Consider the following 25017-nt stretch of genomic DNA (forward strand, 5'->3'; position numbering starts at 1 on the left):
CTTAAAAATCAAAATTAACATCTGGTGCGTTTTCGCTTCCTGCATCCGCTTTGTATCTAGGCATTTCTTCAAAACCGAAGATTCCAGCTAACAATGTTCCAGGGAATTTTCTAATGTGCTTGTCGTAGAAATTCACCTTTTCATTAAAACGATCTCTAGCTACATTAATACGATTTTCAGTGCCTTCTAACTGCGACTGTAATTCTAGGAAATTCTGATTAGCTTTAATGTCTGGGTAGCGTTCAACAGTTACTAATAAACGCGATAATGCACTACTTAAACCACTTTGAGCTTCTTGAAATTGCGCCATGTTTTCTGGCGTTAAATTATTAGCATCTATATTAGTTGCTGTAGCTTTAGATCGTGCTTCAATAACATCGGTTAAAGTTGTACGTTCAAAATCGGCAGCACCTTGTACGGTTTTTACCAAGTTCCCGATTAAATCATTTCGGCGTTGGTATGAGCTTTCTACATTTGCCCATTCTGTTTTAGCATCTGCTTCATATTCTATTGCGGTATTATTAAATCCTACAGCCCAAGAATAAAGTCCTATTGCAATTACAGCAATTACAATAACTGGAATTAACCATTTTTTCATAATAAATTGTTTTTAGTGTATAAGTGTAAAGTTACTTTTTATTAGTTGAATTTTTAAACGAAATGTTACAACTGTTCTTTAATTTTGACGAGTTTCGCTTTCACTTCCTTCAATTTTGATATTATTTGAAACATATTTAAGGTTTCTTGCTTTCCTTCTTTTAAATGCGTTTTTGCGCCTTCTAAAGTGAAACCACGTTCTTTAACCAAATGATAAATGAGTTTTAGATTCTGAATGTCTTCAGGTGTAAACTTTCTATTGCCTTTGGCATTTTTTTTAGGCTGTAGTACATCAAATTCTTTTTCCCAAAAACGTATTAATGAGGCGTTTACCCCAAAAGCCTTAGCGACTTCGCCAATACCATAATATCGTTTTTCGGGTAAGTTGATATGCATTAGTCTAAAGATTGGTTTTCAAGGGTTGCATGTTTTAAGAGCTCATCAAATTCTTCAGCAGAAAGATTGCCATAATAGAAATTTAACGGATTAATACGTTCATCATCTTTAAATATCTCATAATGTAAATGCGGCCCTTGAGATCGGCCCGTGTTTCCTACAAAGGCAATTAAATCCCCACGTTTAACTTTCTGATTCTTTTTAACATTGTATTTGTAAAGATGTGCATATAAGCTAACATATCCAAAACCGTGATCCACACGAATATGATTACCGTATCCAGAAGACTGATTGTCTGCACGAACTACTACACCATCTCCAGATGCGTAAACTGGCGTGCCTCGCGGCGCTGTGAAGTCCATGCCATAATGAAATTTTCTGGCTTTCGTAAATGGGTCCGTTCGGTAGCCATAACCAGATGCCATTCGTGTTAAATCTTCGTTGTTTACTGGTTGAATAGCGGGAATAGCTGCTAATAACTTCTCTTTCTCCTCGGCAAGCTTAACAATTTCATCAAGAGATCTCGATTGTACAACAATTTGTTTCTGAAGCATATCAATACGCTTATTGCTCTCTATAATTAGTTTAGAATTATCAAAACCTTCCAAGCTTTTATAGCGGTTTACACCACCAAAGCCGGCTCGGCGCTGTTCGTCCGGTATAGGGTTTGCTTCAAAATATAAACGATAAATATGATTATCCCTATTGGCAACATCCTCTAGGACGAGTTGCGCTTCTTCCATTTTTTTGTTCATTAATTGAAACTGCAACTGCATATTGGAAAGCTCACGCTTAAATGCTTTTTCTTTTGGAGATTCAATATACTGACTAGTAATAAACATAGTTAAGAAACCAAATAATCCAGCCGCTAAAATAAAGAGTCCAATGTACTTAAAAGTACGTCTTTTTCTACGCTCAATCTTCCTATATGCAAGCGTTTCAGAATCGTAATAATATTTTACCTTACTCATTGGCTAAATTTACTATTTTTGCAGTTAATTAGAATAGAATTATTAATTATTCTGCTTGACAAACAAACAAAACTACAAAATTAATGCAATAACATTTTTATTGTTGTTTTTGTGACTTACTAATACTCCAAATATCAGAGTGGTTTTTGGGGTAAAGATATAAATTGTTTGGCACTTTGTGGAATTTTAACATAAGCTTACAAAGCATTTTCATTTATGAAATCTCAAGACATACGCGCAAAATTTTTGCAATTTTTTAAAGACAAGAACCATAGCATTGTGCCGTCGGCACCCATGGTACTAAAAAACGACCCCACTTTAATGTTTGTCAACTCCGGTATGGCGCCATTTAAAGAATATTTTTTAGGAAATGCTGTTCCTAAAAACAACCGACTTACCGATTCACAAAAATGTTTACGTGTTTCTGGTAAGCATAACGATTTAGAAGAAGTTGGTTATGATACTTATCACCATACTCTTTTTGAAATGTTGGGTAACTGGAGTTTTGGTGATTATTTCAAAAAAGAGGCCATTGCTTGGGCTTGGGAGTTGCTAACCGAAGAGTTTGGTGTTGATAAAGATATTTTATATGTCACTGTTTTTGAGGGTGATGAAGGGGACGGTATTCCAATGGATCAAGAGGCTTATGATTTTTGGAAAGAATTAATTTCGGAAGATCGCATCCTTATGGGGAATAAAAAAGATAACTTCTGGGAAATGGGCGATCAAGGACCATGTGGACCATGTAGTGAAATTCATGTAGATATTCGTTCCGCAGAAGAAAAAGCAGAAGTTCCTGGGAAAGATTTGGTTAATTTAGACCATCCACAAGTTGTGGAAATTTGGAATTTAGTTTTTATGCAATACAACCGTAAAGCCAACGGATCATTAGAAGCATTACCAAATAAGCATATTGATACAGGTATGGGTTTTGAGCGTTTATGCATGGTTTTACAAAACGTAAAGTCCAATTACGACACAGATGTTTTTACGCCAATTATTCGTGAAATTGAAACGATCACCGATAAAGAATACATCCCCCTCGTAGGGACAAGTCGAGGCTTGTCCGAAAAAGAAACCGAACAAGAAAAAATAAACGTCGCCATTCGCGTCATTTCAGATCACGTTCGTGCCGTAGCATTTTCAATCGCTGATGGTCAATTACCAAGTAATACTGGAGCTGGTTATGTAATCCGAAGGATTTTACGTCGTGCTATTCGATACAGTTTTACATTTTTAGATCAGAAAGAACCGTTTATTTACCGTTTAGTTGATGTGTTGAGTAAGAAAATGGGTGATGCTTTTCCAGAATTAATTTCGCAAAAGCAACTGATTGAAAACGTGATTAAAGAGGAAGAAGCGTCTTTTTTAAGAACTTTAGATCAGGGTTTATTGCTTTTAGATGGTATTATAAAAAGTACGTCTGGAGATACTGTTTCAGGTGAAAAAGCATTCGAATTATACGATACTTACGGTTTTCCAATCGATTTAACGGCTTTAATTTTATCGGAACAAGAATTGAAGTTGGATGAAACAGGTTTTAAGGAACATTTAGAAAAACAGAAAAAACGTTCGCGTGCTGCTAGTGAAATGTCTACAGACGATTGGACAATTCTATTTGAAGATTCTGTTCAGGAATTTATAGGTTATGATACTTTGGAGGCTAATGTAAAAATAGCGCGCTACCGTAAAGTCACTTCTAAAAAAGATGGCGCTATGTATCAACTCGTTTTCAATTTAACACCTTTTTATGCAGAAGGTGGCGGACAAGTTGGTGATAAAGGTTATTTAGAAGATGCAAACGGCGATATTACTTATATCCTAGATACCAAGAAAGAGAATAACGTGGTGATGCACTTTGCAAAAGAATTACCAGAAAATATAACTGATACATTTTCGGCGACTGTCGATTCGAAGCAACGTTTTCGTACTGAATGTAATCATACGGCAACACACTTATTACACCAAGCATTGCGTGAAGTTTTAGGATCTCATGTGGAGCAAAAAGGAAGTGCGGTTCACTCTAAATATTTGCGTTTCGATTTTTCACATTTTTCTAAATTAACAGTAGAAGAATTACGCGATGTTGAACTTTTCGTAAATGCCCGTATTGCTGGAAAATTAGAATTACAAGAACAGCGAAATATGCCTATGGATAAAGCTATTGAAGCTGGCGCTATGGCATTATTTGGTGAGAAATATGGCGATACGGTTCGTATGGTTCGTTTTGGTCAATCTATAGAATTGTGTGGAGGAACACATGTGAAAAACACTGGTGATATTTGGTTTTTTAAAATTACTTCAGAAGGTGCTGTGGCGTCGGGAATTCGTAGAATTGAAGCTATTACAAACGATGCTTTAAAAGACTATTTTGTTGATGTTAATAGATCTTTTAATGATATGAGAGCGTTATTGAATAATAACGAACCTGTAAAAGCGCTTCAAAGTTTGCAAGACGAGAATAGCAGTTTGAAAAAACAAGTAGAAGGGTTATTAAAAGATAAAGCCAAAAACTTAAAAGGCGAACTTAAAAATGAAATTACCGAAATAAACGGGATTCATTTTCTAGCCAAGAAAGTAGATTTAGATGCTGGTGGAATTAAAGATTTATGTTTTGAATTAGGTAGTCAATATGATAACTTATTCTTGTTGTTTGGAGCAGAAAATGACGGGAAGGCTTTATTGTCTTGTTATGTTTCAAAAGAATTAGTTGAAAGAAAAGGGCTAAATGCAGGACAAATAGTTAGAGAACTCGGTAAGTTTATTCAAGGCGGTGGCGGCGGACAACCATTTTTTGCAACGGCTGGCGGTAAAAACCCTGCTGGTATTGCGGAGGCTTTAGAGGCTGCAAAGAAGTATTTGGTTTAGTAGTTTTCCGCAGATGGAAAAAGAGCAAAATCGCGGAGATTCACGGAGTATTTTTTTTAAATCTCTCTGTGAATCTCTGTGTAATAATAAAATTCTCGCGAAGACGCAAAGCCCAATATTATGAGTGGTTTTTAATATCGTGGTCTGTGAAGTGATAAATATTCAGAATTTCTTATTATTTTAAGGACTTACAAAAACATATACAATGAATGAAAACGATATATCTAGGGTAATAGTTGATGTTTGTTATCAGATTCATGTAGAACTTGGGCCTGGATTATTGGAGTCTGTTTATGAAGAAATATTGTTTCAAGAGTTGATAAATGCAGGAATGATTGTTGAAAGACAAAAATCACTTCCGGTAGTTTGGCGAGGTCAAGAATTAAATTTGACTTACAGAACAGATTTAATAGTCGAAAATAAAGTAATCATTGAGATTAAATCTGTTAAGGAAATTCATCCAGTGTATCCAAAGCAACTCTTAACTTATCTGAAATTATCAAATTTAAAACTAGGCTTATTGATTAATTTTAATAGTCCCTTAATTAAAACGGGAATTACAAGAATCGTCAATGGACTTTAAATAATTTTATGTGTTAATACATTGAATTCTTAATCTTAAGGGATGATACCTTTGCGTCTTTGCGTCTTCGCGAGAGATAAAGAGATAAAATAATAAAATCAAACATGAATCTTCAAACAAAAATCCCTCTAAAACCACAACAGCATAATCAAATTGAGTATAGCTCCGATGTGCTTTTATTGGGCTCTTGTTTTGTTGAAAACGTAGGTAAGAAGTTTGATTATTTTAAGTTTAAAAATAGCCAAAATCCTTTTGGAATTTTATTTCATCCCATAGCCATAGAAAACTTGGTAGCACATGCTATTCAAGAAAAGACATATTCAGAAGTTGATATCTTTTTTCAAAATGAGCAATGGCATTGTTTTGATGCACATTCTCTATTAAGTAATCCTAGTAAGGAAATACTTTTAGAATCACTCAATAGTCAAATTCAAATTACAGCGCAAAAAATAAAAAGTGCATCGCATATTATAATTACAGTTGGTACGGCTTGGGTTTACAAACTTATTGAAACAAATGCTGTAGTTGCCAATTGCCATAAAGTAGCACAGAATAATTTCTCAAAGGAATTGCTTTCTGTTGATGCCGTTTTAGAATCCTTAAAAACTACTGTTGCTTTAATTGAAAGCGTAAATACAAAAGCAAAAGTCATTTTTACAGTCTCGCCAGTTCGGCATGTTAAAGATGGATTTGTTGAGAATATGCAGAGCAAAGCCCATCTTATATCGGGGATACATGCGTTTTTAAATCAGAAATCATTAGGTGTTAATGGTCAGTCCCATTACTTCCCATCTTATGAAATCATGATGGACGAGTTACGAGACTATCGATTTTATGCGGAAGATATGATTCATCCAAACCCAACGGCTATCAATTATATCTGGAATGCTTTTAAAAGGGTTTGGATTTCGGAAAAAGCATCAAATACTATGGAAGTCGTTGAAGTTATTCAAAAAGGATTGCAGCACAAACCGTTTAACTCCAGTTCTGAAGCACATAAATTATTTTTAAAGAATCTGAATGAAAAGCAAGAAGTTCTTCAAAATCAGTTTGGGCATATCACATTTTAAAACAATCTATTTTCACACTTAATCTTTTTATAAAGCCATTTATCGAAAAATTAGTTGATGTTGTTCATTTAATCGTAAGTTTATCTTGCTATTAATTAATCATGATGAAAACATCAATTTTGTAAATGGAGTTAAATTCATTTCGAATTGATGTTTTTTTTATTCCTAAAAATAAAAACTCATCTGGCTCTAAGGTTGGTTCTAGACCTTTAAAACCATAACTATTTTTTGTACATTCGTGTATGAGAAAAATTCTATTGGGTGTCATTTTAACGTTAATCGTGCTCTTCACACTTAAATATTGTGACGACAAAAAAGAGGAGAAGGCTGTTCTTAAAGAAAGTTCAGCGCTTATTCAGGAGCAGATTAAAAACGTTGGAAAGCTTGTAGTAACCGAAGGGCATTTTAGTCAGGTACTTAATTATGACAACTCTAAAGAGATTTTTGGTAAATATTTTAGTTTTAAAAAGAAAGCACTTGTAATTGTTAATGCAGATGTGTTCATTTCATACGATTTAAGTTTAATAGAATATAAAATTGATGAAGCTACTAAAACGCTCACTATAATAAGTATTCCAAAAGAAGAGATAAGAATTAGTCCGGATTTAGAATATTATGATATTGAAGCCGATTTTTTGAATCCCTTTAAAGCGACTGATCACAATAATATTAGAGACTTGGTGAAGAAATCCTTAATTAAAAAATTAGATAAATCTGATATGAAAGCTAATGCGCAAAACCGATTAATTAGTGAGTTGGCTAAATTCTTTATTTTAACAAATTCATTAGGTTGGACTTTGGAGTATAATAATATGCCTATTGAAAATCAAGACGGTTTAAATATGTTGAAACTATAACCTATTTTGAAGTCTAACCCAGCCGCCGCCATTCGTGGCATCTATGTTTTCTAAATTTAGATATTTTGCTGCTTTTGCCGAACGCACGCCGCTTTCGCAACAAACAACAATAGGTCGTTTTAGAACCTTAACTTCTTCAACTCTATTTTTTAAATCATTAAGGGGGATATGAACAGCGTTTTCAATATGTCCCGAGTTCCATTCACGCTCTGTTCGTACATCTAAAATAGTAGCTCCATTATCCAAATACATCTGGACTTGACGCTTTTTCGCGCCAAATATAAAGTCTAAAAACCCCATAGTCTATCTTTTTATATACATTAGCAAACTTTAAGATAGTTAAATATTTTTATTAAATCAAATGCCTTGGTACTTTGAAATTAGAAAACAGAAAAGAAGAAATCATAAAAACGGCAGCCAAACTATTTAAGGAAAAGGGCTATAGTGCTGTTACTATGAGAGATATTGCCACAGCTGTGGGAATGAAAGCTGCTAGTTTATATAATCATATTAGTTCTAAACAAGAGCTGCTTAAAATTATAATAATTTCTTTGGCAGAAGCATTTACTCAAGGTATGCAGGAAATTAAAACCTCTAATATTTCAACAAAACAAAAGCTGGAAGCTGTGGTAAAACTTCATGTGGATATCACTGCACAAAACACTTTTGGTATGGCTTCTTTAAATAATGATTGGATGCATCTGGAAGGGGAGCGTGACTATTATTTATCTTTGAGATCCGGTTATGAAGCTGATTTTAGAAGTATTTTACTAGAAGGTATTCAGCGAAAAGAAATTGCTGATTCTAGCGTTGAGGTCATGCTGTTCTCAATTCTTTCTACGTTGCGATCTCTCTATTTGTGGATTCCTAAAAAGGAAGATGTTACACCCGAAGACCTCTCGAAAAGTTTAAGTAACGTGTTAATCAACGGAATTAACAAATAGTTTACATTTTATTTTGTATTTTTGTGCACCAAACTAACAGTTGTTAGTTTAATACATGAACTACAATATGGCAGATTTTTACAACCTAAAAGTTGCAGATATATACAAGGAAACAAAGGATACTGTTGTTATTTCTTTTGATGTTCCCGATGATTTAAAACATACATTCCAGTATAAACAGGGCCAACATCTTACGCTCCGTAAGGAAATTAACGGCGAAGATATTCGTCGTAATTACTCACTTTGCTCTAGTCCGTTGGATAATGAATGGAAAGTAGCCGTAAAAACTATTCGCGGTGGTGTGTTTTCAAATTATGCTTTTAATACTTTGAAAAAAGGTGAAGAGCTTCAAGTTATGGCACCGCATGGCGAGTTTTACGTGGAATGCGAACCAGAAAGTTCAAAGAACTATATTGCATTTGCTGCTGGTAGTGGTATTACACCAACCTTGTCTATTATTAAAACGCATTTACATCGCGAGCCGAATAGTACTTTCAAACTATTTTATTTGAATAGAACGGTCAAATCCATTATCTTTAAAGAAGAAATTGAACAACTTAAAAATGAGTTCTTTGGACGTTTTCAAGTTTTTTACTTTCTAACAAAAGAACAACGTGATATTCCATTTTTAAATGGCCGTTTTGATAAGGAGAAACTTGCGGTTCTAACCAGTCGCTTTATTGATGTTCCTGATACCGATCACGCCTTTCTTTGCGGACCTCAAGATATGATTTTCTTAATCCGTGACGAACTACAGGAAGCAGGAATGCCAAAAGAAAAAATTCATTATGAATTATTTTTCTCTGGAAGTTCTGAAGAAGAAAATAGACAAATTGCCGAAGTGCTTGATGAAAAAGTGGACGGCACACAAGTCACCATTATTGATGGCGGGAAAGAATTCCACTTTATTATGGATGATGATTTCGACAACATACTGGACGGTGCATTAGCTGCTGGAGCCGATTTACCATTTGCCTGTAAAGGTGGTGTTTGTAGTACCTGCAAATGTCAGGTTGTAGAGGGGTCAGTAAAAATGAAAGTCAATTATGCACTTGACGAAAAAGAAGTTTCGCAAAATTATGTGTTGAGTTGTCAAGCTGTACCGACTACGGATAAAGTAGTGGTTAATTTTGATGTTTAATTCCTGCGAGGGCAGGAATCTCATCTTTAGATAAAATAATTGTTTCTACACTAAATTATAGTAACGTAGAGTCAAGCTTTTTGTAAGTGGAGTTCTTTAAAGAATTCTAAAAATTACTGAACGCAGCAAGAGATCTCTCAAGTTTTTAAAAACTGAAAGATCTGAAGAATAAATAATATTTCACTAACAACAAATATCATGAGTGAAGAACAAATAAGAAATTTAGAAACGCAATTTGAAGAGCGTATTGCACGCGACGAGAAAATTGAACCTAAAGATTGGATGCCGGAGAAATACCGCAAAACCCATATCAGACAAATTTCGCAGCATGCGCACTCCGAAGTAGTCGGTATGTTACCAGAAGGAAATTGGATAACGCGAGCACCTTCATTAAGACGAAAAGTAGCCTTGTTGGCAAAAGTTCAGGATGAAGCAGGTCACGGATTGTATTTATATTCAGCCTGTGAAACATTAGGGATTTCTCGTGATGAACTTTACGAGCAGTTACATTCAGGAAAAGCTAAATACTCCTCCATATTCAATTATCCAACTGTTACTTGGGCCGATATGGGTGCCATTGGTTGGTTGGTAGATGGTGCAGCCATTATTAATCAGGTGCCATTGTGCAATACCTCTTTCGGGCCTTATGCACGCGCAATGGTTCGTGTTTGTAAAGAAGAAAGTTTTCATCAGCGTCAAGGTTATGAAATCATGATAAAACTGATGAATGGAACACAGGAGCAGAAAGATATGGCTCAGGATGCGTTAAATCGTTGGTGGTGGCCGTCTTTAATGATGTTAGGACCAACAGATGCAGAATCTGTTCATACGGAACAATCCATGAAGTGGAAATTGAAACGTAAGTCGAATGATGATTTACGTCAACAATTTATAGATCAAACCGTTCCACAAGCAGAATTAATAGGCTTAGTGATTCCAGACCCAGATTTAAAATGGAATGAAGAACGCGGTAGCTACGATTTTGGAGAAATTAATTGGGATGAGTTTTGGCAAGTTGTCAAAGGTCATGGTCCAATGAATAAAGAACGTATGAAAGCAAGAGTTGGTGCTTGGGAAGGCGGCGAATGGGTGCGTGATGCAGCTATGGCATATTCAGAAAAGCAACAAGAGAGAAAAGAAAAACAAAGTGCCTCTTTGAAAAAAGAGGTCTCCTAGTCGGTGAAATGGAATATTAGTACATCTATATCATGAGAAATAAGCTAAATGGCGTTATTTATATAGGAGTAACTGATAGTATTACTGAACGAATCAAAGAACACAAATTAAAGGTGTACCCGAAATCGTTTACAGCAAAATATAATTGCGACAAGTTAGTTTATTTTGAAGAGTTTGAAAGCGGAACAGATGCGGAGAAAAGAGAGAGACAATTCAAAAAATGGAAACGAGATTGGAAAATAAAATTAATTGAAGATATGAACCCCAATTGGTCTGATTTAATTGTCAATTGGAACTTGAATTATATTAAATTAAGAAAATAAAATTATAGTTTAATTAAAAAGATACCTGCTTTCGCAGGCATAAAAAATATGTCAACAACAAAAAACTGGCCTCTTTGGGAAGTCTTCGTAAGAAGTAAAAATGGATTAGAGCATCGACATTTTGGAAGCTTGCACGCAGCAGATGCGGATATGGCACTCGAAAATGCACGTGATGTATACACTAGGCGTAATGAAGGTGTGAGTATTTGGGTTGTGGAATCCAAAAATATCACCGCATCCAATCCAGAGCATAATGGCGAAATGTTTGAGCCAGCTCAAGATAAAGTTTATCGTCATCCAACTTTTTACGAATTACCGGACGAGGTTGAGTATATGTAGAATTCCTGCGAAGGCAGGAAATCGAAGATTCAGCGAAGCTAATCTCAATTAAGTTTTTACGAATTGTTTTCTTAAGCTTTTCATTTATAAAAGTTTCTTAAGAAAAATAAAAAGATACCCACTTTGGTGGGAACTAAGCATGAACCAAAATTTATATCAATACATTCTAGGCATAGCTGATAATTCACTAATTCTTGGACAAAGAATGGGGGCTTTAACTGGTCATGGACCAAGTCTAGAAACCGATATTGCCTGTACTAATATTTCATTAGATTTATTCGGACAAGTACGAAGTTATTATCAATACGCGGCAAAAATTGCAGGCGATAAACGTACGGAAGATGACATTGCCATGTTACGTCCTGAACGTGAATACGTAAATGTGCTTTTGGTAGAGCAACCTGATACGGATTTCGCTTATACCATGGCGCGCCAATTTTTATTCGATATCTATCATTTCTTGTTTTTAACAGAATTACAAAAAAGCAAGGACTTGACATTGTCAGCAATTGCTAATAAATCGATTAAAGAAGTGAGTTATCACCAGCGCTTTTCATCCGATTGGATAAAACGTCTAGGCGATGGCACCGAAGAAAGTCATAAACGTATGCAAACTGCTATAGATGATTTGTGGAGGTATACGGACGAACTATTTCATCAAACCGAAGCCGATAAAGCAATGGTTGCGGAAGGAATTGGCGTAGATGTGACGACGTTAAAAGATACATACTATGAAAAAGTAGCGGAAGTATTGGAAGCGTCAACTTTAGAAGTTCCTGAATCTAAATATTTTCAAAAAGGCGGTAAGCAAGGTGTTCACACAGAACACATGGGCTATATATTGGCCGAATTGCAATATATGCAACGTGCGTATCCAAATATGGAATGGTAACAGCAATATCCCTTTGAAAAGAGGGATCTTAAAATTTCATTTTATTAAAACATGACAACAATAGAACAAAACATCGACGAAAAACTAGTTCCGATTCTTGAAAAAGTTTCCGATCCAGAAATCCCAGTCCTTTCCATTATGGATATGGGCGTGGTGCGTACGGCAATTATTGAAAAAGGTGTTGTAAAAGTTCAAATTACACCAACCTATAGTGGTTGTCCCGCAATGGATGTAATTGGCGATGATATTAAATCAGCCTTAAAGGTCGCGGGTTACGAATCGGAAATTGAATTAATATTGGCACCTGCTTGGACTACCGATTGGATAACCCCAAGAGGTCGGAAAGCGTTGGAAGATTACGGTATCGCCGCGCCTTTAGGCGAAGAAGCAGATAAAGATGTTTTATTACGTGGAAAACGTTTGGTAAAATGTCCGCAATGTGGCTCAACAAATACAAAAATGATTAGTCAATTTGGTTCAACAGCTTGCAAAGCGCAGTTTCAATGTAGCGATTGCCAAGAGCCTTTTGATTATTTTAAATGCCTCAAATAATATGAATCATGAATACTGATTTTTGAATACCGAATCATGAAGTAAGCAAAATATAAAACTTCATAATTTTTTATTCGGAGTTCATTATTCAATATTAGAAAATATGAGTTTTATAAAATTAAAAATAGAAAACAAAGTAGCCACAATCATGCTAAACCGACCAGAAGTATTTAATAGCTTCAATCGCGAAATGGCCTTGCTACTTCAAGACACATTAGATGACTGCGAAAAAAATGATGACGTTCGCGCCATTGTGTTAACCGGAAACGGAAAAGCATTTTGTGCTGGTCAGGATTTAAAAGAAGTTACCTCGCCAGAATTAAATCCCGGTTTTAAAAAAATCCTCGAAGAACATTATAACCCAATAATCCTACGCATTCGAAATATTGAAAAACCGATAATAGGCGCCATCAATGGCGTTGCTGCAGGAGCAGGAGCCAATATTGCTCTGGCCTGTGATGTGGTAGTTGCACACGAAAAAGTGAGTTTTATTCAAGCTTTTAGTTTAATCGGGTTGATTCCTGATAGTGCAGGAACGTTCTTTTTACCAAGACTCATTGGATTCCAGAAAGCATCTGCACTAGCCATGCTAGGTGATAAAGTATCTGCGGAAGAAGCCGAGCGTTTAGGAATGATTTATAAAGTATTGCCGCTAGAAAATTTTGAAGATGAGGTGAATGAGCTTGCTTTAAAAATGGCCAATATGCCAACCAAGGCTTTAGGTTTAATTAAGAAAAGCTTGAATCAATCGCTAACAAATAATTTGGAACAGCAATTAGCATTAGAGTCTAAATATCAAATTGAAGCAGCCAGTACGGATGATTATGCAGAAGGTGTTTCTGCCTTTGTTGAAAAAAGAAAACCCGAGTTTAAAGGGAAATGATTAACGATTGCTGATTTTTGATTGAAGATTTTTGAACTAAAACCAAAATAATATGAAGCCAATTCAACTTGAAGACAGATTGATCCAATTTGTAATTGATGTGATTTTAGTTAGCAGAAAAATTGATGAATCTTTCGCATCAGAACATTTAGCGAAACAATTAATTAGATCATCCACATCGGCAGCTTTAAATTATGGAGAAGCTAGAAGTGGCGAATCCACACGCGATTTTCTTCATAAAATGAAGATTTGCCTTAAAGAATTACGCGAATGTTATATCAATATGAAAATTCAGAAAGGCGCGAATCTAATAACAGATATAGAAGCTTTGGATAAGTTACTTAAAGAAAATGATGAATTGATTTCAATATTTGTCGTTAGTATAAAAACAGCATCCTTAAAACTAAAATAGTTCACAATTATGAGTGAAAATCAAAAATCAAAAATCGTTAATCTTCAATCTTCAATCAAATTTGTTGGAGTAATCGGAGGCGGAACAATGGGAAGCGGCATCGCGCAAGTTGCAGCTACGGCTGGTTGTCAAGTTAAATTATACGATACCAATCAAGCAGCTTTAGATAAAGCAAAAGCAGCTTTAGAAAAAATATTAGCGCGATTAATAGAAAAAGGTCGTATTGATTTGGAAGAGAAAAATCGCATACAAAACAATATTTCATACGTTGATTCTTTAAAGGATTTAGCCGATTCTAATCTCACAATTGAAGCAATTATTGAAAACATAGATATCAAGAAAAAAGTGTTTTCAGAATTGGAAAGTTATGTTGCTGAAGATTGTATTATTGCATCTAACACCTCCAGTTTATCAATTGCATCCATTGCGGCATCTTTAAAAAAACCTAAGCGTTGTGTTGGAATTCATTTTTTCAATCCAGCACCTTTAATGCAATTGGTTGAGGTTATTCCTGCTATTCAAACATCATACGAAACTTTAGAAAAAGCAATAGACACGATTGCCAGTTGGAAAAAAACTGTAGCTGTAGCTAAAGATACACCTGGATTTATCGTGAATCGTGTAGCGCGCCCATTTTATGGTGAAGCTTTACGAATTTATGAAGAAGGTATTGCTAATTTCGAAACTATAGATTCTGCTATGAAAGATCTGGGAGGTTTCAGAATGGGACCTTTTGAACTGATGGACTTTATAGGTAATGACGTTAATTATACCGTTACCGAGACCGTTTTTACTGCTTTTTATTTCGATCCCAGATATAAGCCTTCATTTACCCAAAAACGATTTTCAGAAGCCGGTTATTTAGGTAGAAAGTCAGGTATTGGATATTATGAATATGATGCAAACGGCAAAATAGTTGTTTCAAGTACCACCGAGGTTTCTGGAGAAGAGTCTTTAAAAGAGAAAATATTCAATCGCATCTTAATCATGTTAATCAACGAAGCAGCCGACGCCTTGTTTTTTAACATTGCATCAGCAGAAGATATTGATAATGCTATGACCAAAGGTGTAAATTATCCGAAAGGCTTATTAGCTTGGGCAAACGAAAAAGGCATCGGTTGGTGCGTTGCGAAAATGGACGAGTTGTATTTTGAGTATCATGAAGATAGATACCGTTGTAGTCCTTTGTTGAGAACCATGAACAAAAAAGGTTTGAGATTTGAGGTATGATTGAGAGGTTAGACTTTGAGAGGTGAGAGGTTAGACTTTGAGAAAGGAAAATATTATTAAAAAAAAGAGGGATTAGGCAATAGGAATTAGTATGAATAGTGACTATAATTTTAAATTTGAAGATTTATTAGTTTATCAAAAAGCAATGGATTTTGGTGAAGTAGTAGATGTTTTGGTTAAAAGTTTTCCTAATCACGAATTATATGCGCTATCATCGCAGTTTAGAAGAGCCGCTGATTCTATTGCATTAAATATTGCGGAAGGTTATCCTGGGTCGGATGCGCAGTTTGTGAGACATATAAATTATGCTATTTATAGTGCTAAAGAGTGTGTTAGCTGCAGTACAAAAGCTAAAAGAAGTTTATATATTACATTTGATCGAAACGAAGAAAACAGGAAATTAATTTCTGAAATGACGAGAATGATGTCATCTTTAAGAAAGAAAATTTCAGAAAGAAATAAACGAAACTAATCCCTAATCCCTAATGCCTATTAAAGGAGAAGAAATACCTAAGCGGATGTTATCCCTCGACGCCTACAGCACATGGCTCGGTCTTGAAATCATCGAATGTGAAATCGGCCGATGTAAAGTCGGGATGACCATTAGAAAGGACATGCTTAATAGTATGAATAAGGCGCATGGCGGTATTAGTTATTCGCTGGCAGATACTGCTTGTGGTTTTGCAGCCAATTCGCATGGAAAATATGCGGTTTCTATTGAAACGAGTATTAATCATATTGAAGCTTTAAATGAAGGCGATTATATTGTGGCAGAATCGGTAATAGAGAGCGTGAAAAATAAATTAGGTTTTAATATCATTGAAGTCAAACGTGGCGATGAATTAGTCGCGCTTTTTAAAGGTGTCGTTTATAGAACCAGTAAAGATTGGTAGTAAAACTTTTTTTAGCATATAAATACTTGAAGCATTTTTTATAAATTAAGGGTTTAAAATAAAATAGTAGCAATAACAATAAAAACCAAAAACACATGAAGTGGAAAGGCAGAAGACAAAGTGACAACCTAGATGATCGACGCGGAATGGGATCTAAAGGTAAGCTGGTAGCAGGCGGCGGTATTGTTGCTGTAGTAGTTATTCTATTACAACTTTTTGGAGGAGAAACTGGAAAGCAAATTGCACCAATTATCGAGCAATTTAATCAAGGACAATCAACAGAGCAAGTTCAACAAAGGGAACTAACAGCTAATGAAAAAGAACTCGGAGCTTTTGCGGGAACTATTCTAGCAGATACCGAAGATATTTGGGGTCAGATTTTTGAAGAAAATAATTTAGGAGTCTACAAGGAACCAACTATGGTATTGTTTTCAGATGCCGTAAGTACAGGATGTGGAAATGCGAGTTCAGCTTCAGGACCATTTTATTGTCCAGCCGATCATAAATTATATATGGACTTGGTGTTTTTTGAAGAATTAAAAACCCGTTTCGGAGCTAAAGGCGGCGATTTTGCAATTGCTTATGTAACAGCTCACGAAATCGGACATCATATTCAAACCTTACTAGGAACCAGTAATAAAGTAAGACAATTACAACAACAAACGAATAAAGTAGAAGGTAATAAGCTTTCGGTAGCGCAAGAATTACAAGCCGATTTTTATGCAGGCGTTTGGGCACATCACAATAAAAAATATTTAGAAGAAGGCGATATCGAAGAAGCTTTAAGCGCTGCGAATGCAGTTGGAGATGATGCCATCCAAAAATGGTCGCAAGGAGATGTGAAACCGGATTCATTTACGCATGGAACATCTAAACAGCGCATGGAATGGTTTATGAAAGGTTTTAAAACGGGCGATATAAAACAAGGAGATACTTTTTCAGCCTTATTGAATTGATTAATTCCTGCGAAGGCAGGAATCTCATAGTTCAGAGAAACCCAACTTAATATAGAATCTAGTAAGTTGTTTTTCTGTTTATTAGATGAGATAATAAGTAAATCAGAAAGTCTTTTTCAAGGCTACAAAAAAATATATAACAATTAAAACAGATACCCACTTTCGTGGGCATTAGTATGAAAGAAGCATATATTATAGACGGCATCAGAACGCCAATAGGAAGTTATCAAGGCGTTTTATCAGCTGTGCGAACAGATGATTTGGCGGCATTGGTAATCGAAGAAGTTGTAAAAAGAAATCCAAGTATTCCAAAGGAGGCGTACGACGATGTTATTTTGGGCTGTGCCAATCAAGCAGGCGAGGATAACAGAAACGTAGCAAGAATGGCGTCGCTTTTAGCGGGATTACCCTTTACAGTTCCTGGTGAAACCGTTAACAGATTATGTAGTTCAGGATTATCGGCTATTATTCATGCAAACCGCGCTATAAAAGCTGGAGATGGTGATGTGTTTATCGCCGGTGGTGTAGAAAATATGACACGCGGACCCTACGTAATAGCAAAACCCTCTAAAGGATTTGGAACCGATGCTAAAATGTATGATTCTAGTTTCGGCTGGCGTTTTATCAATCCTAAAATGCAAAAACTATTCGGAACCGATGGCATGGGACAAACTGCTGAAAATCTCGTAGAGAAATACAATATCTCTCGCGAAGATCAGGATAAGTTTGCATATTGGAGTCAAATGAAAGCTACAAAAGCACAAGAAAATGGCCGATTAGCCAAAGAAATTGTAACAGTAGAAATCCCACAACGTAAAAAAGATCCGATACAATTCTCTAAAGACGAGTTTATAAAACCAAACACTTCATTAGAAGTTTTAGGAAAGTTAGGTGGCGCATTCAAAGCAGAAGGCGGAAGTGTAACAGCTGGTAATTCATCAGGATTAAACGATGGTGCTGCAGCAACAATAATTGCATCTGGAGAAGCTGTTAAAAAATACAATTTAAAACCATTAGCACGAATCGTGAGTTCGGCTGTGGTTGGAGTAGAACCTAGAGTTATGGGTATTGGACCTGTTGAAGCATCTAACAAGGCCTTGGAAAAAGCAGGTTTAACCATGGACGACATGGATGTTATCGAGCTCAACGAAGCCTTTGCAGCACAAGCTTTGGCCTGTACGCGCGCTTGGGGATTGGCAGATAATGATCCGCGTTTAAATCCAAATGGTGGCGCCATTGCAATTGGTCATCCATTGGGTGTAACCGGCGCGAGATTAGCTTATTCTGCCGCTTTAGAGTTGAAAGAACAGAACAAAAAATATGCATTAGTTACTATGTGTATTGGCGTTGGCCAGGGCTATGCTGCAATAATTGAAAATGTAAATTTATAGATTTTGGGCGTTACCACAAGGGTCGGGCTTTCGGCAGTCGCTCTCTTCGAGGAGCTCCAACAAAGCCTCAATCCCTAACGCCGGAGTTGTGATAAAAGGACCTCACAGGTTTCAAATCCCGAAACGTCGGGACTGTGAGGTCTGGAAAAAAGAAAATAATTTGGCAAGGCTTGTGAAACCTTGTAACTTGAAATAAAAAAAATAAATAACGTCACTTCGACTGTTCCGATTTTAATTGGAAAGTATCGAAAAAGACATAAATTAGATTTCCGTTTGCACGGAAACGATAAATAAATTTATCGATGAAAAAAACACAAAATTACGTCACAGGACAATGGATAGAAGGTAAGGGAGAAGGCGTTCCAATGTTTGATGCCATTACTGGAGAAATTGTAGCATTATCCGATACCGAAGGGTTAGATTTTGGCGAGATTCTTCATTACGGAAGAACAACAGGCGGGGAGAAACTTCGAAAAATGACCTTTCAAGAACGTGGGAATATGCTAAAAAGTTTAGCGCTTTACCTAATGAAAAAGAAAGCCGCTTTCTACGAATTAAGTTACCGTACAGGTGCCACAAAAGTAGACAGTTGGATAGATATTGAAGGTGGTTTCGGAAACTTATTTGCCAATGCATCTTTACGTAAATTATTCCCTAATCAATCTTATCACGTCGAAGGTGATCCTATCGATTTATCACGTGGTGGTCGTTTTATGGCACATCATATTATGGTGCCAAAACGCGGCGTCGCTGTTCATATTAACGCATTCAACTTCCCAGTTTGGGGCATGTTAGAAAAGTGTGCTTCCAATTGGATGGCGGGCGTTCCAGCCGTGGTGAAACCAGCAACCAACACATCCTTCTTAACAGAAGCCGTAGTTCGTGAAATTGTTGCTTCAGGCATTTTACCAGAAGGTGCTTTACAGGTTATAACCGGTTCAGCAAGAAGTATTTTAGACACCGTAGAGTCACAAGATGTTGTAACCTTTACAGGTTCGGCAACAACGGGGAGACTTTTAAAATCTCATAAACGTATTTTAGAAGAGTCAGTACCATTTAATATGGAAGCCGATTCATTAAACGCTTCTATTCTAGGTGAAGACGCTGTTCCTGGAACTCCAGAATTCGATCTCTTTATTAAAGAAGTTAGAAATGAAATGACGGTGAAGTGCGGACAAAAATGTACGGCAATACGTAGAATTATAGTACCACAGAATTTAGTGGAAGATGTTCAAATTTCTTTAGGAAAAGCATTGGATAAAGTCACTATTGGCGATCCGCGATTAAAAGAAGTCCGAATGGGTGCTTTGGTGAGTAAAGATCAAGTGACCGAAGTTCGAGATCGTGTGCAAGAACTCGCTAAAACGGCGCGTATTGTTTATGGCGATTTAGATAAAATTGAAACTATTGGTGCCGATGCTAAAAAGGGTGCGTTTTTAGCGCCTATTGTACTTCTTGAAGAGAATCCATTCTCCAATTTAGCTGTTCACGAAACCGAAGCTTTTGGTCCTGTTAGTACCATTATGCCGTATAAAAATTTAGATGAAGCTATTACTTTAGCCCAAATGGGTAAGGGGTCGTTAGTGTCCTCGATAGCAACCTATGACAATAAAATTGCTAAAGATTATGTCATAAATGCTGCCAGTCATCATGGTCGTATTATGGTTATTAACCGCGATATGGCTAAAGAAAGCACCGGTCACGGTTCACCATTACCAAACTTGGTTCACGGTGGTCCGGGTCGTGCTGGAGGTGGTGAAGAAATGGGCGGTATGCGTGGTATTAAACACTATTTACAGCGTACAGCTATTCAAGGTTCACCAACTACATTAACAGAAATCACTGGAATTTATCAGCAAAATGCTGAATATAAGGAAGCCGATCAGCATCCCTTTAAATACCACTGGGAAGATATCGAACCAGGAATGTCGCTTAAAACGCATAGACGAACGTTGACGGATACCGATATTATCAACTTCTCGAATCTAACATGGGATCATTTTTATGCTCATACGGATATCACATCTTTAGATGGAAGTATTTTCGAAAAAAGAACCGCTCACGGCTATTTAATTATTGCCGCCGCCGCCGGATTATTTGTGTATCCACATAAAGGGCCTGTAGCCGCTAATTACGGATTGGAAGAATGTAGATTCCTACGTCCCTTATATCATAATGATACCATCTATGTGCGATTAACCTGTCAGCAAAAAGTAGATCGTGACGTTGCTTCGGCAGAACATCCTAGCGGAATTGTTAAATGGTATGTTGAGATTTTCGATGCGCTAACCGATGAAAAAGTTGGTTTTGCAACTGTTTTAACAATGGTTCAAAAGAAACAAGAAGTTTTTGTAGAAATGACTTCAGATAAAGTTGATGACTATCTTTCCAAATTAACGGCAGATATGACACCGAAGTGGGGCGTTATGACACCGCAACATATGTTAGAGCACATGGAGTTTACTTATAAAATAGCTTCAGGCGAAATTCAAGATTTTGAAGTCGCTACGCCAGAAAAGATTTTAGAAAAAGTTCATGCGAGTCTTTATAATTATGATAAATTTCCAATGGGTACCAATTTCCCGTTATTAGAAAAAGATAAACTTGAACCATTAAAACATCCAGATTTAGCTACAGCCATAGAGAAATTTAAAGGGCAGCGCGAAAAGTATTTAGCGTTTTATGAAGAAAATCCAGAAGCTAAATTGAAAAACTTGGTGTTTGGAGAATTGAATAAATATGAAGCGTATTTGTTGGATCGAAAGCATCTAAATCATCACTTCGAACAGTTCAATCTTTTTTAAATGATTGAACTGTTCGAAGCACCCGAGAAATCGGGTGTCTTGTCAAAGAATTAGCGAATTTTATTAAATCTTCCGAAAGTGCTGAAACATTATGTCTACATAATAACAAACAAGCTAAAAGGTGTTTTATATATTGGAGAAACAGGACGATTAAAAATAAGAATATACCAGCATAAAACTAAAGCGCATCCAAACACGTTTTCTGCTAAATATAATTTGGATAAGTTGGTTTATTTTGAGGAATTCGAAAATGAAACCGAAGCTAAACTAAAGGAGAAGCAGATGAAGAAATGGTATAGAGCTTGGAAAGTAGAGTTAATTGAAAGGTTAAATCCTTATTGGAAGGATTTATATGAGGAATTAAAATAAATATTATAAAGCGAACCTCACTGGTTTTTAATCCCGAAACGTCGGGACTGTGAAGTTTAAAGAAAATAAAGTATAACCATTAAAAAGATTCCCACTTTCGTGGGAAATGAACATGAAACCATACGTAAAACAAACCATAGAAAACGAAGTCGCATATATAGAGTTTTATCATCCAGCACACAACTCCTTACCAGGAGATGTGTTGGCGGAATTAGCGCAAACCATTACTGCTGCAGGAGAGAATAAAGATGTGAAAGTCATTGTACTTAAAAGCGGCGGAGATCGTACGTTTTGTGCAGGCGCTAGTTTTAATGAACTTATAAACATTAATGATGAAGCAACTGGAAAAGTATTCTTTTCAGGATTTGCAAATGTGATTAATGCGATGCGCAAATGTCCGAAGTTCATCATAGGACGTATTCAAGGTAAAACCGTTGGAGGAGGCGTAGGATTAGCTGCAGCAACCGATTATTGTATGGCAACCAAGTTCGCAGCTATCAAGTTAAGTGAATTAAATATCGGAATCGGACCATTTGTTGTCGGACCCGCTATTGAACGTAAAATGGGTGTCAGCGCGATGTCGCAAATTGCTATTGATGCCAATTCGTTTTATCCAGCAGAATGGGCGCAACAAAAAGGGTTGTTCACTCAAGTTTATGACACGGTAGAAGAACTAGACGAAGCCGTAAAAGCAACTGCTAATCATTTATGTACTTTTAATCCAGAAGCGATGATAGAAATGAAAAAAATTTTCTGGAGCGGAACTGATAATTGGGATAATTTGTTGGCGGAACGCGCAGCTACTAGTGGGCGATTGGTGCTGAGTGAATTTACGAAGGAGAAATTGAAAGGGTTTGAGTAGCAAATTCCTGCGAAGGCAGGAATCTCATAATAAAAATAAATGAAACTTTGGTACATCTATATCATGGCAAACAAGCCCAACGGAATAATTTATATTGGCGTTACAGATAATAGTGAAGAAAGAGTAAGAGCGCTTAAAAACAAAGTATTTCCAAAGTCCTTTACTGCCAGGTATAATTGTGATTTATTAGTTTATTTTGAGGAGTTTGAAAATGGTGAGGAAGCATCACGAAGAGAAAAATAATTCAAAAAATGGAAACGAGAACGGAAAGTGAAGCTAATTGAAGAAATGAATCCTAGTTGGTCAGATTTAAGTATAAATTGGAATTTAAATTCGAATAGAGAATATAGAAATAACATATAAATAAAAAGATTCCTGCCTACGCAGGAATAGGTCTATGATTTACAAATTCAACAATTTCACCCCCGTAGTCCACGAGTCCAGTTTTGTTCACCCACTAGCTGCCGTAACCGGAAATGTTATTATCGGTAAAAACTGTTATATTGGTCCAGGAGCTGCTATTCGTGGCGATTGGGGACAGATTATTTTGGAAGACGGCGTAAATGTTCAGGAAAACTGTACGGTGCATATGTTTCCGGGGAAATCCATTACCTTACAAGAAAGTGCTCATGTTGGTCACGGTGCTATTATTCATGGCGCTAATTTGGGTAGAAACTGTATGATCGGTATGAATTCCGTTATCATGGACGATGCTGAAATTGGCGATGAAAGTATCGTAGGTGCTATGGCATTTGTAAAGGCAGAAACTAAAATTCCCAAACGGAGTTTAGTTGTTGGAAACCCTGCAAAAGTTATAAAGCAAGTGTCGGATGAGATGATTGCATGGAAAACAAAAGGTACCCAATTGTATCAACAGTTACCGGCCGATTGTCACGCCAATTTAAAAGAGGTAGAGGCACTTCGCGAAGTGCCTGAAAACATGAAAATGCAGGAAAGTGTTTATAAAACACTTCGTGAACAATTCGTTAAAAAAAGTGAGTCTCAAATTAAATAGAGTTAACAGACCTCACAGGTTTTAAAAACCTGTGAGGTCTAGATATAGATTAAGAAATGAGTAACGAAAAGAAATTGCCACTTTCGTGGGAACTTAAAATGCCTAAAATGGGCGAAAGTATTACAGAAGGAACCATCATCAACTGGTTAATCGCCGAAGGCGACACCTTTGAAGAAGGTGACATCATCCTAGAAGTCGCCACTGATAAAGTGGATAACGAAGTACCAGCGCCAATTTCAGGAACCCTAGTTAGAACCATGTTTCAATCCAAAGATGTAGTTCCAGTAGGCGAGGTTATTGCTATTTTAGAAGTTTCAGAAGATGCAAAACCTCTAAAAAAGGAGCCGGTCGCATCGAACGAAGTAAAAGCGTCTGCAGAAAAGAAGAAAAAGCTAACGCAACCAAAACCAGTTCAGGTAGCTTCACCTTCCAGTTCATTTTCAACGTCAAATTCGAATACGTTCTTTTCACCATTAATCATCAAAATCGCCAAAGAGCAGCATATCAGTTTTGAAGAACTTGCCAGAATTCCTGCAACAGGACATGAAGGCCGACTTCGCAAAAGCGATGTGTTTAATTATATAGAAGACGGTAGACCCTTTCAATTCGCACAAGCTGTAACACAAGATCCAACAGCCTATAGAATTCCGCAATTAACGTTTGATAAAGGCAAAGGGAAAATCATTGAGATGGACCGTATGCGTCAAATGATTGCCGACCATATGGTGTATTCCAAGCATACATCTCCTCATGTTACAGCTTATGTGGAAGCCGATATGACCAATATGGTGAATTGGCGAAATGCCAATAAAAAGCCTTTCCAAGAAAAATATGGTGAACGCTTAACTTTTACGCCATTATTTGTTGAGGCCGTAGCGAAGGCAGTTAAAGATTTTCCAAATATCAACGCATCAGTTGATGGTAATAATATTATCGTTAAAGAAGATATTAATATCGGAATGGCAACCGCTTTACCGAGTGGTAATTTAATTGTGCCGGTTGTAAGAAATGCCGATACAAAAGATTTGAAAACAATAGCCGAAAATGTCAACGCCCTAGCTAGTAAAGCTAGAGAAAATAAGTTAGGAGCGGATGATATTAAAGGCAGTACGTTTACCATTTCCAATGTAGGAACTTTTGGAAGTGTTATGGGAACACCGATTATCAATCAGCCCGAAGTCGCTATTTTGGCTTTAGGAATTATTAAAAAACGCGCTGAAGTTATAGAAACTGAAAAAGGTGATGAAATTGCCATTCGCAGTATGATGTATTTATCGCTTTCATTTGACCATCGTGTAGTAGATGGTTTTTTAGGAGGCAGTTTTGTACGTCGTGTTGCTGATTATTTTGAGCAATTTGATGTGAATAGAGAAATTTAATAAGCAGAAAAATTTTAGACGTTTTTAAAATGTTGAGATTTTTAGTAATATTTCGCGTTAGGGATTGAAGCGCCATCCTTTTTTGTTTTTCGCAAAAAAGATATAGCGAAAAGC

At 36.4% G+C, this 25017-nt stretch carries 28 protein-coding genes; 24 read left to right on the forward strand and 4 right to left on the reverse strand.

Annotation, left to right across the window (positions count from 1 at the left end; translation table 11 throughout):
• Window position 1: 1 nt before the first annotated feature.
• The 3 genes from BZARG_RS02050 to BZARG_RS02060 form a co-directional block, all read right to left on the reverse strand.
• The gene (locus BZARG_RS02050; RefSeq protein WP_008634851.1) at window positions 2-598 is read right to left on the reverse strand and encodes a LemA family protein; all 597 of its coding nucleotides are present in this window, start codon (window positions 596-598) and stop codon (window positions 2-4) included.
• Window positions 599-663: 65 nt separating this feature from the next.
• On the reverse strand, window positions 664-993 hold the full coding sequence (locus BZARG_RS02055) for a MerR family transcriptional regulator (protein WP_008634818.1): 330 nt from the start codon (window positions 991-993) through the stop codon (window positions 664-666).
• Window positions 993-1964 (reverse strand): M23 family metallopeptidase, encoded by a 972-nt coding sequence (locus BZARG_RS02060; RefSeq protein WP_008634871.1) that lies wholly within the window; start codon window positions 1962-1964, stop codon window positions 993-995. Before BZARG_RS02060 ends, BZARG_RS02055 begins: the two co-directional genes overlap by 1 nt.
• 216 nt (window positions 1965-2180) lie before the next feature.
• On the opposite strand from BZARG_RS02060, the gene alaS reads away from it, so the two are divergent.
• The 4 genes from alaS (at window position 2181) to BZARG_RS02080 (ending at window position 7342) form a co-directional block, all read left to right on the forward strand.
• Window positions 2181-4832, forward strand: a complete 2652-nt coding sequence (gene alaS / locus BZARG_RS02065) for an alanine--tRNA ligase (protein ID WP_008634899.1) — start codon at window positions 2181-2183, stop codon at window positions 4830-4832.
• Window positions 4833-5037: 205 nt separating this feature from the next.
• Entirely contained in the window at window positions 5038-5415 is a 378-nt protein-coding gene (locus tag BZARG_RS02070) for a GxxExxY protein (protein WP_008634849.1), read from the forward strand.
• Window positions 5416-5519: 104 nt separating this feature from the next.
• Window positions 5520-6485: a GSCFA domain-containing protein gene (locus BZARG_RS02075; protein WP_008634981.1), complete on the forward strand. Its 966-nt coding sequence runs from the start codon at window positions 5520-5522 to the stop codon at window positions 6483-6485.
• A 242-nt stretch (window positions 6486-6727) separates the two neighbouring features.
• Window positions 6728-7342: a DUF4230 domain-containing protein gene (locus BZARG_RS02080; protein WP_040287914.1), complete on the forward strand. Its 615-nt coding sequence runs from the start codon at window positions 6728-6730 to the stop codon at window positions 7340-7342.
• On the opposite strand, the gene BZARG_RS02085 is transcribed toward BZARG_RS02080, so the two are convergent.
• Window positions 7337-7642 carry a rhodanese-like domain-containing protein gene (locus BZARG_RS02085; protein ID WP_008634937.1) on the reverse strand — a complete coding sequence of 102 codons (306 nt, stop codon included), beginning with the start codon at window positions 7640-7642 and terminating at the stop codon, window positions 7337-7339. The genes BZARG_RS02080 and BZARG_RS02085 overlap by 6 nt on opposite strands.
• A gap of 74 nt (window positions 7643-7716) precedes the next feature.
• Between BZARG_RS02085 and BZARG_RS02090 the strand changes: the two genes are divergently transcribed.
• From BZARG_RS02090 to BZARG_RS02185, 20 genes are all read left to right on the forward strand, one after another.
• Complete coding sequence (locus tag BZARG_RS02090; protein ID WP_008634945.1) at window positions 7717-8286, forward strand: TetR/AcrR family transcriptional regulator; 570 nt, start codon at window positions 7717-7719, stop codon at window positions 8284-8286.
• Between the two features lie 67 nt (window positions 8287-8353).
• Entirely contained in the window at window positions 8354-9427 is a 1074-nt protein-coding gene (paaE, locus tag BZARG_RS02095; protein ID WP_008634822.1) for a 1,2-phenylacetyl-CoA epoxidase subunit PaaE, read from the forward strand.
• A 198-nt stretch (window positions 9428-9625) separates the two neighbouring features.
• On the forward strand, window positions 9626-10603 hold the full coding sequence (gene paaA, locus BZARG_RS02100) for a 1,2-phenylacetyl-CoA epoxidase subunit PaaA (protein WP_008634946.1): 978 nt from the start codon (window positions 9626-9628) through the stop codon (window positions 10601-10603).
• 32 nt (window positions 10604-10635) lie between these two features.
• The gene (locus BZARG_RS02105) at window positions 10636-10926 is read left to right on the forward strand and encodes a GIY-YIG nuclease family protein (protein WP_008634847.1); all 291 of its coding nucleotides are present in this window, start codon (window positions 10636-10638) and stop codon (window positions 10924-10926) included.
• A 48-nt stretch (window positions 10927-10974) separates the two neighbouring features.
• A complete protein-coding gene (paaB, locus tag BZARG_RS02110) occupies window positions 10975-11265 on the forward strand; it encodes a 1,2-phenylacetyl-CoA epoxidase subunit PaaB (RefSeq protein WP_008635001.1) in 291 nt (96 codons plus the stop codon).
• Window positions 11266-11404: 139 nt separating this feature from the next.
• Window positions 11405-12157, forward strand: coding sequence for a 1,2-phenylacetyl-CoA epoxidase subunit PaaC (gene paaC / locus BZARG_RS02115; RefSeq protein ID WP_040287915.1), 753 nt, complete (start codon window positions 11405-11407; stop codon window positions 12155-12157).
• Window positions 12158-12208: 51 nt separating this feature from the next.
• Window positions 12209-12709 (forward strand): 1,2-phenylacetyl-CoA epoxidase subunit PaaD, encoded by a 501-nt coding sequence (gene paaD, locus BZARG_RS02120; RefSeq protein ID WP_008634906.1) that lies wholly within the window; start codon window positions 12209-12211, stop codon window positions 12707-12709.
• A 103-nt stretch (window positions 12710-12812) separates the two neighbouring features.
• A complete protein-coding gene (locus BZARG_RS02125; RefSeq protein WP_008634947.1) occupies window positions 12813-13592 on the forward strand; it encodes an enoyl-CoA hydratase-related protein in 780 nt (259 codons plus the stop codon).
• Window positions 13593-13644: 52 nt separating this feature from the next.
• Entirely contained in the window at window positions 13645-14004 is a 360-nt protein-coding gene (locus BZARG_RS02130) for a four helix bundle protein (protein WP_008634950.1), read from the forward strand.
• 9 nt (window positions 14005-14013) lie between these two features.
• A complete protein-coding gene (locus BZARG_RS02135; protein ID WP_008635004.1) occupies window positions 14014-15234 on the forward strand; it encodes a 3-hydroxyacyl-CoA dehydrogenase NAD-binding domain-containing protein in 1221 nt (406 codons plus the stop codon).
• Window positions 15235-15325: 91 nt separating this feature from the next.
• Window positions 15326-15706 (forward strand): four helix bundle protein, encoded by a 381-nt coding sequence (locus tag BZARG_RS02140; RefSeq protein WP_008634900.1) that lies wholly within the window; start codon window positions 15326-15328, stop codon window positions 15704-15706.
• A gap of 13 nt (window positions 15707-15719) precedes the next feature.
• Window positions 15720-16127: a PaaI family thioesterase gene (locus BZARG_RS02145; protein ID WP_192807230.1), complete on the forward strand. Its 408-nt coding sequence runs from the start codon at window positions 15720-15722 to the stop codon at window positions 16125-16127.
• A gap of 95 nt (window positions 16128-16222) precedes the next feature.
• Window positions 16223-17083 (forward strand): KPN_02809 family neutral zinc metallopeptidase, encoded by an 861-nt coding sequence (gene ypfJ / locus BZARG_RS02150; RefSeq protein WP_008634996.1) that lies wholly within the window; start codon window positions 16223-16225, stop codon window positions 17081-17083.
• Between the two features lie 176 nt (window positions 17084-17259).
• Entirely contained in the window at window positions 17260-18474 is a 1215-nt protein-coding gene (gene pcaF / locus BZARG_RS02155; protein ID WP_008634848.1) for a 3-oxoadipyl-CoA thiolase, read from the forward strand.
• 302 nt (window positions 18475-18776) lie between these two features.
• Window positions 18777-21278, forward strand: a complete 2502-nt coding sequence (gene paaZ / locus BZARG_RS02160; RefSeq protein ID WP_008634915.1) for a phenylacetic acid degradation bifunctional protein PaaZ — start codon at window positions 18777-18779, stop codon at window positions 21276-21278.
• 78 nt (window positions 21279-21356) lie between these two features.
• On the forward strand, window positions 21357-21647 hold the full coding sequence (locus tag BZARG_RS02165; protein ID WP_008634924.1) for a GIY-YIG nuclease family protein: 291 nt from the start codon (window positions 21357-21359) through the stop codon (window positions 21645-21647).
• Window positions 21648-21759: 112 nt separating this feature from the next.
• The gene (locus BZARG_RS02170) at window positions 21760-22509 is read left to right on the forward strand and encodes an enoyl-CoA hydratase/isomerase family protein (RefSeq protein ID WP_008634864.1); all 750 of its coding nucleotides are present in this window, start codon (window positions 21760-21762) and stop codon (window positions 22507-22509) included.
• 39 nt (window positions 22510-22548) lie between these two features.
• A complete protein-coding gene (locus BZARG_RS16150; protein ID WP_008634963.1) occupies window positions 22549-22752 on the forward strand; it encodes a GIY-YIG nuclease family protein in 204 nt (67 codons plus the stop codon).
• Between the two features lie 154 nt (window positions 22753-22906).
• A complete protein-coding gene (locus BZARG_RS02180) occupies window positions 22907-23524 on the forward strand; it encodes an acyltransferase (protein ID WP_008635005.1) in 618 nt (205 codons plus the stop codon).
• A 56-nt stretch (window positions 23525-23580) separates the two neighbouring features.
• A complete protein-coding gene (locus BZARG_RS02185) occupies window positions 23581-24903 on the forward strand; it encodes a dihydrolipoamide acetyltransferase family protein (protein ID WP_008634875.1) in 1323 nt (440 codons plus the stop codon).
• The last annotated feature ends 114 nt before the right edge of the window (window positions 24904-25017 follow it).

The sequence above is a fragment of the Bizionia argentinensis JUB59 genome, assembly GCF_000224335.1.
Lineage (GTDB): Bacteria > Bacteroidota > Bacteroidia > Flavobacteriales > Flavobacteriaceae > Algorimicrobium > Algorimicrobium argentinense.

What these genes read in the sequence shown, in the direction of transcription:
- BZARG_RS02135 (WP_008635004.1), top strand. Translation starts at nt 14,014, where the DNA reads ATGAGTGAAAATCAAAAATCAAAAATCGTTAATCTTCAATCTTCAATC.
- BZARG_RS02145 (WP_192807230.1), top strand. Translation starts at nt 15,720, where the DNA reads ATGCCTATTAAAGGAGAAGAAATACCTAAGCGGATGTTATCCCTCGAC.
- BZARG_RS02055 (WP_008634818.1), bottom strand. Translation starts at nt 993, where the DNA reads ATGCATATCAACTTACCCGAAAAACGATATTATGGTATTGGCGAAGTC.
- paaE (WP_008634822.1), top strand. Translation starts at nt 8,354, where the DNA reads ATGGCAGATTTTTACAACCTAAAAGTTGCAGATATATACAAGGAAACA.
- BZARG_RS02050 (WP_008634851.1), bottom strand. Translation starts at nt 598, where the DNA reads ATGAAAAAATGGTTAATTCCAGTTATTGTAATTGCTGTAATTGCAATA.
- BZARG_RS02140 (WP_008634900.1), top strand. Translation starts at nt 15,326, where the DNA reads ATGAATAGTGACTATAATTTTAAATTTGAAGATTTATTAGTTTATCAA.
- BZARG_RS02125 (WP_008634947.1), top strand. Translation starts at nt 12,813, where the DNA reads ATGAGTTTTATAAAATTAAAAATAGAAAACAAAGTAGCCACAATCATG.
- BZARG_RS02185 (WP_008634875.1), top strand. Translation starts at nt 23,581, where the DNA reads ATGAGTAACGAAAAGAAATTGCCACTTTCGTGGGAACTTAAAATGCCT.
- BZARG_RS02075 (WP_008634981.1), top strand. Translation starts at nt 5,520, where the DNA reads ATGAATCTTCAAACAAAAATCCCTCTAAAACCACAACAGCATAATCAA.
- BZARG_RS02085 (WP_008634937.1), bottom strand. Translation starts at nt 7,642, where the DNA reads ATGGGGTTTTTAGACTTTATATTTGGCGCGAAAAAGCGTCAAGTCCAG.
- BZARG_RS02060 (WP_008634871.1), bottom strand. Translation starts at nt 1,964, where the DNA reads ATGAGTAAGGTAAAATATTATTACGATTCTGAAACGCTTGCATATAGG.
- paaZ (WP_008634915.1), top strand. Translation starts at nt 18,777, where the DNA reads ATGAAAAAAACACAAAATTACGTCACAGGACAATGGATAGAAGGTAAG.
- BZARG_RS02170 (WP_008634864.1), top strand. Translation starts at nt 21,760, where the DNA reads ATGAAACCATACGTAAAACAAACCATAGAAAACGAAGTCGCATATATA.
- paaD (WP_008634906.1), top strand. Translation starts at nt 12,209, where the DNA reads ATGACAACAATAGAACAAAACATCGACGAAAAACTAGTTCCGATTCTT.
- paaA (WP_008634946.1), top strand. Translation starts at nt 9,626, where the DNA reads ATGAGTGAAGAACAAATAAGAAATTTAGAAACGCAATTTGAAGAGCGT.
- ypfJ (WP_008634996.1), top strand. Translation starts at nt 16,223, where the DNA reads ATGAAGTGGAAAGGCAGAAGACAAAGTGACAACCTAGATGATCGACGC.
- pcaF (WP_008634848.1), top strand. Translation starts at nt 17,260, where the DNA reads ATGAAAGAAGCATATATTATAGACGGCATCAGAACGCCAATAGGAAGT.
- BZARG_RS02130 (WP_008634950.1), top strand. Translation starts at nt 13,645, where the DNA reads ATGAAGCCAATTCAACTTGAAGACAGATTGATCCAATTTGTAATTGAT.
- BZARG_RS16150 (WP_008634963.1), top strand. Translation starts at nt 22,549, where the DNA reads ATGAAACTTTGGTACATCTATATCATGGCAAACAAGCCCAACGGAATA.
- BZARG_RS02105 (WP_008634847.1), top strand. Translation starts at nt 10,636, where the DNA reads ATGAGAAATAAGCTAAATGGCGTTATTTATATAGGAGTAACTGATAGT.
- paaC (WP_040287915.1), top strand. Translation starts at nt 11,405, where the DNA reads ATGAACCAAAATTTATATCAATACATTCTAGGCATAGCTGATAATTCA.
- BZARG_RS02180 (WP_008635005.1), top strand. Translation starts at nt 22,907, where the DNA reads ATGATTTACAAATTCAACAATTTCACCCCCGTAGTCCACGAGTCCAGT.
- BZARG_RS02070 (WP_008634849.1), top strand. Translation starts at nt 5,038, where the DNA reads ATGAATGAAAACGATATATCTAGGGTAATAGTTGATGTTTGTTATCAG.
- alaS (WP_008634899.1), top strand. Translation starts at nt 2,181, where the DNA reads ATGAAATCTCAAGACATACGCGCAAAATTTTTGCAATTTTTTAAAGAC.
- BZARG_RS02080 (WP_040287914.1), top strand. Translation starts at nt 6,728, where the DNA reads ATGAGAAAAATTCTATTGGGTGTCATTTTAACGTTAATCGTGCTCTTC.
- paaB (WP_008635001.1), top strand. Translation starts at nt 10,975, where the DNA reads ATGTCAACAACAAAAAACTGGCCTCTTTGGGAAGTCTTCGTAAGAAGT.